11 protein-coding genes and 2 pseudogenes are annotated in these 13,321 nt (G+C 73.0%); 4 read left to right on the top strand and 9 right to left on the bottom strand.

Annotation, left to right across the window (positions count from 1 at the left end; translation table 11 throughout):
* Nucleotides 1–44: 44 nt before the first annotated feature.
* Nucleotides 45–953 (top strand): LysR family transcriptional regulator, encoded by a 909-nt coding sequence (locus tag ACH4J0_RS25185; protein WP_396242814.1) that lies wholly within the window; start codon nucleotides 45–47, stop codon nucleotides 951–953.
* A gap of 72 nt (nucleotides 954–1,025) precedes the next feature.
* On the opposite strand, the gene ACH4J0_RS25180 is transcribed toward ACH4J0_RS25185, so the two are convergent.
* The 4 genes and pseudogenes from ACH4J0_RS25180 to ACH4J0_RS25165 all read right to left on the bottom strand — a co-directional run bounded on the left by ACH4J0_RS25180 (nucleotide 1,026) and on the right by ACH4J0_RS25165 (nucleotide 3,326).
* The gene (locus ACH4J0_RS25180; RefSeq protein WP_396242812.1) at nucleotides 1,026–2,180 is read right to left on the bottom strand and encodes a hypothetical protein; all 1,155 of its coding nucleotides are present in this window, start codon (nucleotides 2,178–2,180) and stop codon (nucleotides 1,026–1,028) included.
* Between the two features lie 156 nt (nucleotides 2,181–2,336).
* Nucleotides 2,337–2,779, bottom strand: a pseudogene (locus ACH4J0_RS25175) (methyltransferase domain-containing protein); the annotation flags it as partial.
* Between the two features lie 101 nt (nucleotides 2,780–2,880).
* Complete coding sequence (locus ACH4J0_RS25170; RefSeq protein ID WP_396242811.1) at nucleotides 2,881–3,135, bottom strand: hypothetical protein; 255 nt, start codon at nucleotides 3,133–3,135, stop codon at nucleotides 2,881–2,883.
* Nucleotides 3,132–3,326 carry a hypothetical protein gene (locus ACH4J0_RS25165; RefSeq protein WP_396242810.1) on the bottom strand — a complete coding sequence of 65 codons (195 nt, stop codon included), beginning with the start codon at nucleotides 3,324–3,326 and terminating at the stop codon, nucleotides 3,132–3,134. The genes ACH4J0_RS25170 and ACH4J0_RS25165 overlap by 4 nt, the downstream gene beginning before the upstream one ends.
* A gap of 168 nt (nucleotides 3,327–3,494) precedes the next feature.
* On the opposite strand from ACH4J0_RS25165, the gene ACH4J0_RS25160 reads away from it, so the two are divergent.
* Nucleotides 3,495–4,268, top strand: coding sequence for a class I SAM-dependent methyltransferase (locus ACH4J0_RS25160; protein ID WP_396242809.1), 774 nt, complete (start codon nucleotides 3,495–3,497; stop codon nucleotides 4,266–4,268).
* Between the two features lie 230 nt (nucleotides 4,269–4,498).
* On the opposite strand, the gene ACH4J0_RS25155 is transcribed toward ACH4J0_RS25160, so the two are convergent.
* The 5 genes and pseudogenes from ACH4J0_RS25155 to ACH4J0_RS25135 form a co-directional block, all read right to left on the bottom strand.
* The gene (locus ACH4J0_RS25155) at nucleotides 4,499–5,719 is read right to left on the bottom strand and encodes a glycosyltransferase (RefSeq protein ID WP_396242808.1); all 1,221 of its coding nucleotides are present in this window, start codon (nucleotides 5,717–5,719) and stop codon (nucleotides 4,499–4,501) included.
* Nucleotides 5,716–6,513: a MerR family transcriptional regulator gene (locus ACH4J0_RS25150; RefSeq protein WP_396242807.1), complete on the bottom strand. Its 798-nt coding sequence runs from the start codon at nucleotides 6,511–6,513 to the stop codon at nucleotides 5,716–5,718. Before ACH4J0_RS25150 ends, ACH4J0_RS25155 begins: the two co-directional genes overlap by 4 nt.
* Before the next feature lie 88 nt (nucleotides 6,514–6,601).
* Nucleotides 6,602–6,748 (bottom strand): annotated as a pseudogene (locus ACH4J0_RS25145) (DUF6745 domain-containing protein); the annotation flags it as partial.
* Nucleotides 6,749–6,827: 79 nt separating this feature from the next.
* A complete protein-coding gene (locus tag ACH4J0_RS25140) occupies nucleotides 6,828–9,521 on the bottom strand; it encodes a glycosyl hydrolase (RefSeq protein WP_396242806.1) in 2,694 nt (897 codons plus the stop codon).
* A 183-nt stretch (nucleotides 9,522–9,704) separates the two neighbouring features.
* Nucleotides 9,705–10,427: a rhomboid-like protein gene (locus ACH4J0_RS25135; RefSeq protein WP_396242805.1), complete on the bottom strand. Its 723-nt coding sequence runs from the start codon at nucleotides 10,425–10,427 to the stop codon at nucleotides 9,705–9,707.
* A 256-nt stretch (nucleotides 10,428–10,683) separates the two neighbouring features.
* Between ACH4J0_RS25135 and ACH4J0_RS25130 the strand changes: the two genes are divergently transcribed.
* Nucleotides 10,684–11,439, top strand: a complete 756-nt coding sequence (locus tag ACH4J0_RS25130; RefSeq protein WP_396242804.1) for a rhomboid-like protein — start codon at nucleotides 10,684–10,686, stop codon at nucleotides 11,437–11,439.
* A 331-nt stretch (nucleotides 11,440–11,770) separates the two neighbouring features.
* Nucleotides 11,771–13,183, top strand: coding sequence for an argininosuccinate synthase (gene argG, locus ACH4J0_RS25125; RefSeq protein ID WP_396242803.1), 1,413 nt, complete (start codon nucleotides 11,771–11,773; stop codon nucleotides 13,181–13,183).
* The last annotated feature ends 138 nt before the right edge of the window (nucleotides 13,184–13,321 follow it).

Raw genomic sequence — 13,321 nt, 5'->3', positions numbered from 1 at the left:
ACAAGAAAAGACGTCTTCGCGACAGATAAGTGAGCGTTAACTCGATGCAGAGACTGGACCCCCGCCTGCTCGCCACCCTCGAAGCCGTGGTTCGCCACGGTTCCTTCAACGCCGCCGCGCGCGAGCTGGGTTACAGCGCGCCCGCCGTCTCGCAGCAGATCGCCGAACTCGAACGCCGCGCGGGTCTCAGGGTGCTGGAGCGCCGGCCCGTACGGCCGACTCCGGCCGGCGAGGTGCTGCTCGACGCGGAGCAGGGGGTCAGGAGCGCACTGGCGGCGGCGTCAGTCGAACTCGACGCCATGCGCGCCGGCACCGCCGGACGGATCCGGCTCGGCGCATTCGCCTCCGCCGCCACCAGCATCGTGCCGAAGGCGCTGGCTCAGTTGCACGCGACGTACCCCGACGTGCAGGTCAGCCTCTCCCAGCTGGAACCCGAGGCCGGCTACAACCGGCTCAAGCGCGGAGACATGGACCTGGCCCTCAGCTACGACTACGACTTCATACCCCTGCCGCCGCCCCGGACGCTGCGCCGGACACTGGTCGCGCGGGATCCGGTCGTGGCGGTGGTCCCGGTCGGCCACCACCTCGCCGACCGGGACGTCATCGACCTGGCCGGCCTCGCGTCCGAGACCTGGATCGCGGCTCCGGAAGCGGCGCTGCGCCTGGAACTGCTCGCCCAGATCGCCAAGACGCCGGGCTTCCAGGCACGCCTGGAATACGAGGGGGACGATTTCAACACCGTGCTCGGCTTCGTGGCCGCGGGCCTGTGCGTCGCCGTCATGCCACAGCTGGCGCTCCCCCGCGGCACCACCCAGGTCGTGGCGCGCCCGCTGGCCGACCCGGAGCTGACGCGATTCATCTACGCCGTCCGCATCGACACCCGGCACGCCCCGCGCGCCCTGCTGGCCCTGGAGCAGATGCTCGCCGCGCAGGCGCTGGCCGCCCTCTCCTGAGGCCCGCTCGACGAACCGGCCGCCACCGGACGCTCCACCCGCCGGGCCGGGACTCCTGCGGCGGCCCTCCCGCTACTCCGGACGCCCGCTCTGGTTCGCCGTGAGCCGCTCGCGCCACTCGGCCACGGCCGTCGGGGACGTCGCGGCCAGACCGGCGATCTGCTCGTCGTCCCGTCCGTCGTTCCAACTGAGGACCCTGGTGAGGACGGTGTTGCGCACGCGCCGGACTTCCTTGACCATCTCCTCCAGCCGCTTCAGCTCCTCGCCGGTGGCGGCGAGCGTCTCGTCGACGGCCGCCCTTTCCTCGGCCCGCTGTTGCCACAGATGGGCCGGCAGCCCGGTGAGAACAACGCCGTCGTGGTCCGCGGCACCGCGGAACGTGTCGGCGAGGTGATCCAGTACACAGTCCGTGGCGTCGGCGAGACTCGCGCCCACGACCTTGGCGGCCTCCCACGCGGCACGTCCGGCGTCGCTGGTCCGGAACCAGATCCCGGCCTCGACCGGCGTGCGGCCGCCGCACGCGGTGGCGCGGTAGGCGTACAGGGCCGCGCGATGGCCGTAGAACGTATAGCCCTCCTCGATGTGAACGTGCGCCGGAGCGCACATCCGTCCCGGAACGCCGCCGTAACCGGAAACTGGCTCGTAGGCGGCGTAGGCGTCCAGCTCCGCGTCAGTGGCCGTCGACCAGGACGGATCGCACAGCTCCGGATTCCGGGCGAGGAACTCCGCCCCTTCGACCCGCGAGCCGGGGACCCGACTGGCCCGGGGGCCGGCCCAGACCACCGCGCCCGTCGCGTCGGACGTGTGGTCGCAGGCCCGTTCGAGATCGGACCAGGCCGTGGCGGCCTCGGCGGACCGCTCCAGGTCGCCGGCCGGGCCCACCCGGTGCAGGGAATCGATCACCCGCTGAACCGTGGGCAGTAGTAGCTCGGCCAGTGCGTGAAGCTCGGCGGCCGTGAAGAACCGCCAGGTACACGGGCCCTGACCGTCGGCGGCACGGTGGGTGAACGGGTGCACGAGAACAGCGGGCGTGGGCAGGGCCCCGTCTCCGACCTCGGTCCGCCGATGTCCCGGGAGCCTCGGGGAGGAATCCTCACCCGGTGTCCGCCAGTCGGTGTCCCCGAACCACACGGCGCCGGTGCCGATGTCCACGGCCAGCCACTGCTGGTAGCGGTTCCCCGGGCCGAACCGTTCCTGCCGGTGCTCGGCCCGCAGGTCGTGCCACACGTATTCCGCTGGCGGCGGGCTGAGTTGGACGGCGACAAAACCTTCTCGGGGACACCGGCCTGGGTCGCGGCCCCGGACGACGGGTCGAGGCGGAAGGCCGTCAGCGAGTCGGATCTCTTCGGTTCGCACAGAGGGCGGCTCACCGTACCGTTCCCGCTACGGCTTACGGGCCTCGATCAGGAACCGCGCCGAATGGGCCACGACCGGGCCCTCGGCCCGGATCAGGGCGTCCAGCTCGCGCAGCCGGTCCCGGTACGCGTCGACGGTGAAGCCCGGGACCATCCAGACGACCTTGCGCAGGAAGTACACCACCGCGCCGATGTCGTGAACTCCATCCGCAGCCGCTCCGAGCGCAGGTCCACCACCTCCAGCCCGGCCGCCCGCGCCTCTGCGCTCTCCGCCTCGGGGCGGCGTCCCTCGCGCGCCTCGGGCTGCGGCCCGAGGAAGTACTCGACCAGCTCGAACACGGAAGCCGGGCCCACGTGTTGGGCGAAGTACGCCCCGCCCGGCCGCAGGACCCGGGCGATCTCCGTCCACCAGGCCCGCACCGGGTGCCGACTGCTGACCAGGTCGAAGGCCTCGTCCGCGAACGGCAGCGGCTCGACCGGGTAGCAGAGGTCGTGGCCGGCGGCCAGGCGCAGCTCGCCCGGGCGCCAGGAGTGCACGTCCCAGTCCCACCAGGACCCCTCCGGCAGCTCGATCACCGCGGCCACCGCGCGGTGCCGTCCGGGACCTCCGCGATGCGCGGGTGGCGGACGGCCTCCAGGCCGGTGTCGTCGAGGAGCTCGGCGATCAGGGCGGGCGGGCCGAAGACCTCGGTGGCGCTGAGGTCCCAGTTGGTGAGGACGAACCAGGAGCGGTCGGAGGGCCACCAGTGCGCGGGGAACTGACCGCCGTCCGGCCGGGCATCGTAGTGGGCCACCGCCTCGTCCAGTCTGCCGCGGTGGGCCGTCACCGGCCGCAGACTCCGGCCAGCGCCTCGGCCCAGCGCACCGGCCGCCCGTCCACCCGCAAGGTGTTCAGCACCCAGCACCGGTCGGCGAATCCCTGCCCGGGCCCGTCCGGCTCGTAACCGAGGACGGCCTCACCGGCCTCCAGCAGCGGGCGCAGCCCCTCCAACAGCTCCTCGTCCGGTATTCGTTCCACGGCCCGCCCCTTTCCTCCGGTCCGGAACCGCGGCCGCGAAAGCCGGTACTCCGTGTCGGTACGTCCGGGCGAGGATAGCCGCATGCCGGGCGGGCGGACGTCGCATCCGGCACCGCACCGGCACGCGCACCGTTCCCCCCAGCCCCCACCCGTGGAGACTCCGACGACATGTCCCGATCCGCCCTCGGTCGCTTCTACGACGACTTCGCCGACGACTACCACCTGCTCTACGCCGACTGGGACGCCTCCCTGGCCCGTCAGGGCGCCGCGCTGGACGCATTGATCCGCGCCCGCCTGGGGCCCGGCCCCGCCGAGGTGCTGGACTGCGCCTGCGGCATCGGCACCCAGGCGATCGGCCTGGCCGCGCTCGGCCACCCGGTCACCGGCACCGACCTCAGCCCGGTCGCCGCCGCCCGGGCCACCGCCGAGGCCGCCGGGCGCAGGCTCCGGCTGCCCGCGGCTGCGGCCGACATGCGCCGGCTCCCTTTCCCGGACGGGCGCTTCGACGTCGTGGTGTGCGCCGACAACGCGCTGCCCCACCTGCTCACGGCCGAGGACGTCCGGGCCGCGTTGGGCGAGATGCGCCGGGTCCTGCGTCCGGGCGGGCTGCTGCTGGTCTCCACCCGACCCTACGACCGGCTGCGCCGCGACCGCCCGGCCTCCACCCCGCCGCAGACCGCCGAGCGGGACGGCCGGCGGTCGGTCGTCTTCCAGCTCTGGCAGTGGCGCGAGGACGGCGAGCGGTACGACCTGGAGCTGTTCCGGCTGCTACCGGACGACACCGGGCAGTGGCAGGTCGCGGTCCTCCGCTCCCGCTACTGGGCGCTCAGCCAGGCGCAGTTGAGCGGCTTCGCCGCCGAGGTGGGTCTCGCCGACATCGGCTGGGCGGAGCCCGCCGACACCGGTTTCTTCCAGCCCCTCCTGATCGCCCGGGCCCCCTGACCTGCCGTTCCTCCGCCGCACTGCCCCGCCCCGCTGGCTCCGCAGCTGCGGAACACCGTGCTGCTCGACTGGCAGGAGCACACCGTGGCCCGAGGGCCCCTGCTCCGCGGCCGGTGCGGGCGAGGGCGTGGGTGATGCGGGGGCTCATCCGGCCAGGGGGCCGAACTCGCCCCGGCACCAGGTAGGACCCCGCTTCACACACCGCAACGACCGCGAACCACCGTTCGGCGTCAGCGCAGCGGCAGCTCCGCCACCGCCTCCGCCACCCGTGCCGCACCGTCCTCCCCCGCCATCTCGCGGGCCGCCGCCTCCGCGCGGTCCCGGTACGACCGGTCCTCGACGGCCTGCCGGACGGCCTCGCCCAGCCGGGCTGCGGTCAGCTCGGTGAACGGTACCGGGCCGGTGGCCGCACCGAGCCGCGTGATCCGACCCGCCCAGAACGGCTGGTCGGCCGTCACCGGCACCGGCACGCTCGGCACACCCGCGGACAGGGCCGCAGCCGTCGTCCCGGCACCCGCGTGGTGAACGACGGCCGCCATGCGTGGGAACAGATGGGAGTGCGGCAGCTCGCCGACGGTCAGCACGTCGTCCCCACCGGCTCCGAGGTCGGCCCAGCCGGACTGCAGCACACCCCGCGCACCCGCGCGCCGCAGTGCCTCGACCGCGAGCTCACCGAGCCGCTCGCCCTGGCCGCCCCCCATGCTGCCGAACCCGATGAACACCGGCGGCGGCCCGGCCTGCAGGAAGTCCTCGACCTCCGCCGGGAGCCGGTAGTCGACGGCGACGTGCGGCCACCAGTTGCCGACCACCGTCAGCCCCTCCCGCCAGTCGGCCGGGCGCGGCACCAGCACGGGACTGAACCCGTGCAGGACCGGCCAGTTCGCGCGTTCCACCGCCCGTCGGCGCGCCGTTTGGGAGCGGGCGGGCAGCCCCAGCCGCATCCGCAGTCGCCGCGCCGCCCCGGCGTGCAGCCGGTCCACCACCCGCTGGCCGAGCGCACCCGCCGCCCGGTTGCCCCAGCGGCCGAGCGAGCGGCCCGGGCCGACCACCGGCGGGAACTCCCCGGTCGGTAGCGTGGGTTGGAGGTAGGTTCCGAAGCTCGGCAGCTCCATCGCCTCGGCCAGGTGCCAGCCGAGCGGTGCCGTCGTCGTGGCGAGCAGCAGCAGGTCGGCACCCGGGGCAGCCGCGTCGGCAAGCCCGTCACCGAGCCGCTCCACGAAGGCCGCGGCCCGCGCAAGGAGTGAGGAGCGTCCCTCCTCCCCCTCCGACGCCCCGCCCCGAGGGTCGACCGGCAGCGAACGGAACTCGAGGCCACTGCCGCTCACCAGTTCACGGAAGGTCTCCGGCGCGGCGACGGCGACGTCGTGCCCCTCGTCCCGGAGCCGGACACCGAGCCCGGTGTACGGGGCGACATCGCCGTACGAGCCTGCCGCCATGACAAGGATCCTCATCGAGCCGCCTCCGGGCCGCCCGCCCCGGCACGCCGCTCGGCGTTGGCACCGATGGCGCTGCGCAGGTAGCCGGCCAGGCCGGGGCGCTGCTCGGCCGGTGGCACCACGAGGGCGAAGGCCCGGGCGTCCGCCTCGTAGTCGTCGGCGATCCGGCAGTGCGTCTCGGGCGGGCAGGGCGTGAACCAGCGGGCGATGTGCCGGCGGTGCTCCTCGGCGAGGTCCAGCACCTCCTGGTGGTCGGCGGCCAGGCCCTGGTCGAAGGCGTCGAGCAACCGCCCGCGCCAGTCGGCGGCCTCGGCCATCAGGCGCCGCCAGTCCTCCTTCGTGTGGGCGGCGGCGCGCGCCAGGGCCTCCCGGTGGCCTTCCTGCTCACCCCACTTGAGGTGGGCGTCGGCGGCGTAGCTGAGGTCGAAGACGACGTCGCCGAAGACCTCGAACCGTTCCTCCGGGGTGAGTTCGATCCCGGTGCGCTGGACCTCGATCGCCCGTTCCGCGACGTCCACCAGCTTCTGCAGCCGCGTGATCTGCTCGGTGAGTGCGTCGCGCCGGGCAAGCAGGTGGTCCAGCGCGTCGGCGAGCGGGTCGGCCAGGATCGTGGCGATCTCGTCGAGCGGGAAGCCGAGTTCCCGGTAGAAGAGGATCTGCTGGAGCCTGGTGAGGTCCGCCGCGTTGTAGAGCCGGTAGCCGGCCGGACTGCGATCGCTGGGCGACAGCAGCCCGGACCGGTCGTAGTGGTGCAGGGTCCGCACCGTGACTCCGGCGAATCCGGCGACCTGTCCGACCGACCAGCTCATGGTGTCCTCCTGATGATCCGTGCATCCGTGCATCGAGCCGTCGCCCGGTGCGCCGTGCCCCACCGTGCGGCCTGACGTGGGGTGAGGGTCAACACGCGCAGCCCGCCGTCCGGCGCCGGGTGCCCGGCGCCGGACGCCGGAGCGGTCGGGTCTCGCGCCGCGGGTGGTGGGCGGTCTCGGGTATGCCGAAGGTCCAGGCGACCCCGGCCCGGGCGGTGCGGGTGCTCGGGGGACGGCGTTGCGCACGCGTGGGGAAACGCCGGTGCCCGGTCCGCTCCCGAGGAGCGGACCGGGCACCGGAACGGAGCGGCCGGTCAGCCCTGGCTGTCGTTGTCCTCGGACAGCTCGCAAGGGTTGATCGACCAGATGCCGCGGCCGAAGGTGGCGGCGTAGAGGCGCCCGTCCGGGCCGGTCTTCAGCTGCTGCACGGCGGTGGTGGGCAGGTTCCGGCCGAGCACCGAGAAGTCGCGCTCGCCCGGCGCGCGGTAGAAGGCGGCGAGGTCGGTGCCGAGGGCGAGGCCGCCGTTGGGCAGGAGCTTGACCGAGGTCGCCGGGACGTCGGGCAGGTTGGCCGAGACGTCGGTCCAGGTGGCGCCGCCGTCGCGGGTCTCGAAGAGGTGGCCGTTGCCGGCGCCGGGGCCCTCGGTCCAGGTCCGGGAGAAACCGTTGATCGCGACGAAGACGTGCCGGGCGTCCTTCCCGTCGACGGCGAAGGAGGAGATGTAGCGGTTGGGCACGGTGCCGTCGACGGGAAGGTTGAGCTGGTGCCAGCCGGTGCCGTCCGTGTTGCCGACCGCGATGCCGCGGCTGAAGCCCTGGTTGTTGCACGGGCCGCACCAGCCCGCGTACACCGTGCCGTTGACGGTGGCCACGGCGGTGGCGACGTGTCCGGCGCCGAGGTCGTACGCGGACGTCCACTCGCTGCCGCTGCGGATGGCGTAGCCCTTGTGCTGGACCCAGACGTGCTGGCCGCCGGCGACCCAGGTGTTGGTGTCCTTGGGGTCGCTGGTCATCGGCGCGATGAACCGGGCGGCACTGGCGTCTTTGTCGGGCGGGGCGACCTCGTAGGAGGTGGCCGTGCCCGGGTCCTTCGTCCAGCTGCCGTCGTTCACCGCACAGTTCTGGGTGACCCACATGTCGAGGTAGACGTACTCCTCGGCGATGTTGCAGCCGTTGTCCGGGTCGACCATGGTGTCGCCACCGTCGCCGCCGAAATTGGAGCCCATCACCTTGTCGTGGGCGCGCAGGATCGACTCGCCGTTGTCCTGCAAGCCGCCGCTGACGATGACGCCGCGGCCGGACTTGTCCGCCGGGTCCTTGCCGACGCCGACCGAGTAGTACTGGAGGGTGTCCATGGTGCCGTCGTTGAGCGACGTCCAGTCCTTGCCGTGGCCCCAGGCGTCCAACTGCCCGTTGCCCGGGCGCCGGTAGATCCCGCCGTCGTTGCCGACGTAGACGTTCACCTTGCCCTGGTAGCTGCCGAAGGCGACGGCGTGCTGGTCGGAGTGCACGGTCGGCGAGCAGTCACCCGTCTGCTTGCTCGGGTCGATGCTCCAACACGGGAAGCCGTTGTTCCAGTACGGCCCGACGGTCGCCCACTTGGCACCGCCGTCGGTGGTCTCGAACACCTCCTCCAGACCGGCGTAGACGTGGTCCGGGTTGGCCGGGTCGACCTGGAGGGACTGGTTGTACCAGGACTGGATGCCGGGCTGGTAACCCGGATCCTGAAGGGCGGAGCCGGATCCCTTCGGCTTGTCCTTGTCCGCGATCAGCGTCCAGGGGCCGGACGGCGAACCGGACTTGGAGACGTAGATGCCCTTCAGGCCGGTGTCCGGGTTGTGCGCCGCGACGTCCGGCGACTGGTCGATCGCGTAGTAGCGCGAGCCGTCCGCCGAGCGCGCGAAGGTCACGTTGCCGACGTTCGCGGCGTCGGTGGGCAGGTCGCCGAGCGAGGACACCCGCTGCCAACTGCCGTCCGCGGCCTTGCTGTAGAAGCCGTTGTAGGTGTCGCCGCCGCGCCAGCCGACCGCCAGGATCACCTTCGACGGGTCCCTGGGGTCGATCGCGATGTCGTTGGCGATGTTCTTGTACGGCGCACTCGGGTCCTTGGCCTTCGAACCGCCCGGCAGGTAGTCCGGATTCGGCGCGAACTCCAGCGTCCACGGCCCGCTCAGATCGGACGTCGAGTGGCTCCAGACACCCCGGCTGGTGGCCGCCCACACCTTGCCGCCACCGAAGCGCAGCGCGTGGATGATGGTCGACTCCAGCTCGGCGCCGCCCACCCGGTCGCCCGGCTGGAACTTCCCGTGCTGCGGGTCGGACAGCACGTACACACCGGTGCCGACGTAGGAGGTGGCACCGGTGTTGGACTCGCCGGTGGCGTACCAGAGCCGCCCGCCCTCGTCCAGGTTCAGCGTGCCCGTCGACAGCGTCGGCAGCTTGTCCGCGATCGGCTGCCACTGGCCGCCGCCGGTGCGGGAGCGGAACACACCGCCGTTGGCGCCGCCCGCGTAGACGTAGCCCTTGTTGTCGGCCGCGATGCCGGTGATCCGACCGGTCACCAGCCCGGCGCCGCCGCTGGAGTTGGAGTTGACGTCCCGGTAGCGCGGGTCGTCCGAGTTGTACGGCTTGTCGGTGACGTGCTTCCAGCTGCCGTCGGTGTGCGGCATCGACTGGAGCTGCGACCACGCCGCGCCGTACGCACCCGGCGCGACGACACCGGGCGCGGTGCGCGCCTCGGTGTACTGCGCGACGCCCTCGGCGGAGTTCTCCGCCTCGTCGCCGCCGTCCCCGGCCTCCGAGTCGGCCTTGGGGCTGAAGGTCGACCGGGTGGTGGTGGCCCCGGTCTTCTCCGCGTGCTGCTTTCCGATGTCCGCCTGGTGCTGCACCTGCCAGGGTTGCGGTGCGGACTGCGCCGACGGCGCGGCGAGCGCCTGGCTGGTGGTCAGTCCGAGGGCGGTGAGCGTGACGGCGCTCAGCAGCAGCCGTCGGTGTTGCCTGATGGGCACGAGTGCGGTCCTCCCCTGTGGCCGGCCGCGCGGTCGCGCGACCCCGGCGAAACAGGGGGCCAAGCCTGCTCGGTCCGCCCGGTTCGGGGAAGGTCCGTACGGTAAGAAACGGTTAAGACCCGTACCGTTTCGAACAGTTGGCATTCACCGAATGCCCGGTGCCCGCCACGGTCCGGCGACCGGTCACCGCCGGCGCAGCCGCAGGTGCAGCCGCCGCCGGAGCGCGCGCGCCGAGGCGGCCGGATCGAACTCCCCCGGCCGGTCCCTGGTCAACGGGTAGCAGGCGAGCCCGATCAGCGCCGCGCTGAGGTGACCGATGGCGGTGTGGTCCCGGCTCTGGAAGACACCGAGGACGTACACGGTCAGCACCCCCGCCAGGTACAGGTACCGCCAGGGCCGCACGATCAGGTAGGTGAGCACCCCGACCACCCCGGCGAGCGCGTAACTGACGCCGTAGTCGAGGGTGTAGACGGCTCTCGGCGCGGCCAGGCCCCGGTGGATCGCCCAGCCGAGGAGGCCCTCGCTGAGGTAGGTCGCGCCGATGTGCGCCAGGACCGCCACCGAGAGCCAGCGCAGCGTGCCCAGCCAGCGTTCGGCCGGCACGTGGAACACGTTGTACAGCGCGAAGTAGCCCAGCCAGCCGCCGCCCGCGATCCAGAGCGCGCTGGTCGCCAGCACCCGGACCGGCGAGACCTGTAGGTGGTGCAGGTTGGTCGAGCGGCGCCGCAGGATGCGGTCGGCGGTCGCCGCGTCGACGTGCCGGATCACCTCTGTGGTGACCAGCAGGATCGCCAGCCAGACGTAGGTGCCGGGGGCCCGCCGGACGTAGCGCCACACCGCCCGGGCGGCCCGCGTCCACCAGGCCCCCCGGCGCGCCTGCGGCACGCCGGTGGTGCTGCCGGTCATCGGCGCCTCCTCGACGGTCCCCCTCACCCTCGCCCGGTCCCGGCTCCGCCCGCCGCCGCGACGACCCGTACGGGTGATCCGGCCCCGCCCCGGTTCCCGCCTCCACCCCTGCGCCGCCCGCCGCCCGGGCCCCGCCGGGGGTGTCCGGCCGATTACCGCGGCCACGGCGGTCCTCCCGGACTGGCATAGGCTGGATCCCCGGCCGCCCACGGAGCCGCCGGGCACCGGATACCGCACAGCAAGGGCGCCAGGCACGATGAGGGACCGCCTCGGAACGACGAAACCGACCGACACCGACCCGGCCGCCGCCCGGCGTCCGACGCCCGGAGCTTCCGCCGGAACGCCCTCCAGAACGGCCGCGCTCGGAGCGGCCTCCGCCGCGACGGCCCTGCGCCTGCGGCTCACCACCGTCTACGTCGTCCTGCTGACCGTCACCGCCTCCTGGCTCGCCACCCAGGGCCACGCGGAGCGGGCCCGGTTCGTCCGGCACAACAGCAGCAACGTGCACCACATGGAAGTGGGCAAGTGGTGGACGCTGTTCTCCAGCGGCCTGGTGGTCGACGGGGTCCCGGCCTGGGCGGGCATCGCCGCCGTCGCCGTGGTCCTGGGCCTGGCCGAGTGGCGCTGGGGCGCGGCCCGCGCCGGCGCGGTGTTCGCCTTCGGGCACGTGGGCGCGACCCTGCTCACCGAGGGCGCCATGTGGGTGATGCTGGTCGCCCGGATCCCGGGGGCGCTCTCCCGGGCGCGGGACGTGGGGATCAGCTACGGACTGGTCGCCACCGCCGGCTGCCTGCTCGCCCTGGGGCCACCCGTGCTGCGCCGGTTCGGCCTGCCGGCCCTCGCCCTGACGCTGGCCGCGGCGTGGGCGACGGATCAGCAACTGGCCGACGCCGGACACCTGGTGGCCCTCGGGCTGGGCTTCCTGGCCTCCCGCTCGGCATGGCTGCTCGCCCGCGCCTCCCGCGCACCCCACCGGGAACCGCGCCGACGGGAACCGGGCCCCACACCCTGACACCCCGCCGCAGCGCAGACGGGCCGGACTTCCCACTCCCGGGAGTCCGGCCCGTCCCGTCCACCGCCCCCACCGCACCGCATCCCGAAGCCGGCCGTCACCCCCACCCGCTTCGCAACCCCAACCCACCTGCCGCTCAGCGGACTTACCCCGACCGACGAGCGCCCGCAGCACCCTGCGCGAGCGGCGGCCCCGACCGACGCGTCCGTATGCTCTTGCGGTACTCTGCAAATCTATGCCAGAGTGCGGGCATCGGATCAAACAGGCCGAATCCCCTCACACGTCGCCAAATCAGGAGCCCGCGCCGCGCGGGTGGGTCAAGGGTGCATGCATGTCGAAGGTCTTGAGCAAGCTGCCGGTCGGTGAACGGATCGGCATCGCATTCTCCGGTGGGTTGGACACCTCCGTCGCGGTCGCGTGGATGCGCGAACACGGCGCCGTCCCCTACGCCTACACGGCCGACATCGGCCAGTACGACGAGCCGAACCTCGCCGACGTCCCGGCCCGTGGCCGCGCCTACGGCGCCGAGCAGGCGCGCCTGATCGACTGCCGGGCCCCGCTGGTCGAGGAGGGCCTGGCCGCCCTCGCCTGCGGCGCGTTCCACATCCGCTCCGCCGGGCAGACCTACTTCAACACCACCCCGCTCGGCCGTGCTGTGACCGGCACCCTGCTGGTGCGGGCCATGCAGGAGGACGGCGTCTCCATCTGGGGCGACGGTTCCACCTACAAGGGCAACGACATCGAGCGGTTCTACCGCTACGGCCTGCTCGCCAACCCCAGCCTCCGGATCTACAAGCCCTGGCTGGACCAGGCCTTCGTCGACCAGCTCGGCGGCCGCAAGGAGATGTCGGAGTGGCTCGCCGAGCGCGACCTGCCGTACCGGGACTCCGCCGAGAAGGCCTACTCCACCGACGCGAACATCTGGGGCGCCACCCACGAGGCCAAGCGGCTGGAGTTCCTGGACGCCTCGCTGGAGATCGTCGCCCCGATCATGGGCGTCGCCTTCTGGGACCCGGCCGTCGAGATCCGGACCGAGGACGTCACCGTCGAGTTCGAGTTCGGCCGGCCGGTCAGGATCAACGGCCGTGAGTTCGACACCGCTGTCGATCTGGTGCACGAGGCCAACCACATCGGTGGGCGGCACGGCCTGGGCATGTCGGACCAGATCGAGAACCGGATCATCGAGGCCAAGAGCCGCGGCATCTACGAGGCCCCCGGCATGGCGCTGCTGCACATCGCCTACGAGCGCCTGCTGAACGCGATCCACAACGAGGACACCCTCGCCACCTACCACACCCAGGGGCGGCGCCTCGGCCGCCTGATGTACGAGGGCCGCTGGTTCGACCCGCAGGCGCTGATGCTGCGCGACAGCCTGCAGAAGTGGGTCGGCCAGGCCGTCACCGGCAGCGTCACGCTGCGCCTGCGGCGCGGCCAGGACTACTCGGTGATCGACACCCAGGGCCCGCACTTCAGCTACCACCCCGAGAAGCTGTCGATGGAGCGCAGCGTCGACGCCGCCTTCGTCCCGGACGACCGGATCGGCCAGCTGACCATGCGCAACCTGGACATCGCCGACTCGCGCAACAAGCTGGAGCTGTACGCGGGCCACGGCCAGCTGGCGCAGTGGAGCGGCCTGATCGGCGAGCTCGCCCCGGGCGGTGCGGCGCCGATCGCCGCAGGCACCGGCGACGAGGCGGAGTCCACCGCGCTCGACCACGCGGCGATGGAGTCCGGCACCGACTGACCGGCCCGCTGCCCGTCGCAGCCGGTCCCGGGGCCGTCGCACCACACCGGTGCGGCGGCCCCGGGCCGTTCCGGCCCACTCGCCGGCCCACCGGCCCGCCGATCGGCCCGCCCACCGGAGCAGCCCTCAGCCGAACGG

Source organism: Kitasatospora sp. NPDC017646 (assembly GCF_044329365.1).
In the GTDB taxonomy this organism is placed as follows: Bacteria; Actinomycetota; Actinomycetes; order Streptomycetales; family Streptomycetaceae; genus Kitasatospora.
This window is presented reverse-complemented; position numbering and strand designations above follow the sequence as displayed.

What these genes read in the sequence shown, in the direction of transcription:
- ACH4J0_RS25155 (WP_396242808.1), bottom strand. Translation starts at nt 5,719, where the DNA reads ATGAGGATCCTTGTCATGGCGGCAGGCTCGTACGGCGATGTCGCCCCG.
- ACH4J0_RS25130 (WP_396242804.1), top strand. Translation starts at nt 10,684, where the DNA reads ATGAGGGACCGCCTCGGAACGACGAAACCGACCGACACCGACCCGGCC.
- ACH4J0_RS25185 (WP_396242814.1), top strand. Translation starts at nt 45, where the DNA reads ATGCAGAGACTGGACCCCCGCCTGCTCGCCACCCTCGAAGCCGTGGTT.
- ACH4J0_RS25135 (WP_396242805.1), bottom strand. Translation starts at nt 10,427, where the DNA reads ATGACCGGCAGCACCACCGGCGTGCCGCAGGCGCGCCGGGGGGCCTGG.
- ACH4J0_RS25150 (WP_396242807.1), bottom strand. Translation starts at nt 6,513, where the DNA reads ATGAGCTGGTCGGTCGGACAGGTCGCCGGATTCGCCGGAGTCACGGTG.
- ACH4J0_RS25160 (WP_396242809.1), top strand. Translation starts at nt 3,495, where the DNA reads ATGTCCCGATCCGCCCTCGGTCGCTTCTACGACGACTTCGCCGACGAC.
- argG (WP_396242803.1), top strand. Translation starts at nt 11,771, where the DNA reads ATGTCGAAGGTCTTGAGCAAGCTGCCGGTCGGTGAACGGATCGGCATC.